The sequence below is a fragment of the Stenotrophomonas sp. A3_2 genome (assembly GCF_036624925.1).
Lineage (GTDB): Bacteria > Pseudomonadota > Gammaproteobacteria > Xanthomonadales > Xanthomonadaceae > Stenotrophomonas > Stenotrophomonas hibiscicola.
Window position 1 is genome coordinate 1 of the sequence record NZ_JAZKVY010000360.1, and the last position, 311, is coordinate 311.

General features: G+C 65.0%; 1 protein-coding gene. It reads right to left on the reverse strand.

What is annotated here, in order from left to right:
* Positions 1-130: 130 nt before the first annotated feature.
* The coding region (locus R5H29_RS21220; RefSeq protein WP_332329779.1) for a hypothetical protein at positions 131-311 on the reverse strand (181 nt) is incomplete at its 5' end.

A 311-nucleotide genomic window follows, 5' to 3' on the forward strand; every position in this document is an offset into this window, starting at 1 on the left:
CGTGAAGTCGAAATGTGTGTCGTCGGGGACGATGCGCAGCGACGGCAGCAGGCCGAGCGCCGCGACCACGGTCAGCACGGCGATCAGGATGCCAAGGCCAATGAGAACGGTATGGGTCACGAAAGGCCTCTCAGATCGGCACGGTTTGCGGCCGCTTCCACCGCACCCATGCGGCGACGATCAGGCGCGTCATTGTGAAGGCGGTGAACACCGTGGTGATGATGCCGATGCCGAGCGTCACGGCAAAGCCGCGCACCGGCCCGGTGCCGATGTAGAACAGCACGGCGGCGGCGATGAAGGTGGTGTTGTCG